The sequence below is a fragment of the Komagataeibacter intermedius TF2 genome (assembly GCF_000964425.1).
In the GTDB taxonomy this organism is placed as follows: Bacteria; Pseudomonadota; Alphaproteobacteria; order Acetobacterales; family Acetobacteraceae; genus Komagataeibacter; species Komagataeibacter intermedius.
Map to the genome: position 1 here is coordinate 1 of NZ_BANF01000461.1, position 208 is coordinate 208.

Here is a 208-nt window from a genome sequence, read left to right on the forward strand (position 1 = left end):
GGATGTGCAGGTGAGCGTTGTCGAGGCACGTGACAGTATTCTGGATTTTGTGGACCGGGGCATCATTGCCGACTTCATGCATCAGTTATGTGATCGCGGGATGCGCTTCAGGTTGGGTAGCCGGCTGGATTCAATCACGGTCGCAGATGGACAACCCGTGGCCGTCCTGGCCGATGGCGGGCAGATCCGTTCTGATATCCTGCTTTAT

General features: G+C 56.2%; 1 protein-coding gene. It reads left to right on the forward strand.

Going from position 1 to position 208, the window contains the following annotated elements; translation table 11 throughout:
- A partial coding sequence (locus B7449_RS18055; RefSeq protein WP_048884002.1) for an NAD-binding protein occupies nucleotides 1-208 on the forward strand: 208 nt, incomplete at both ends.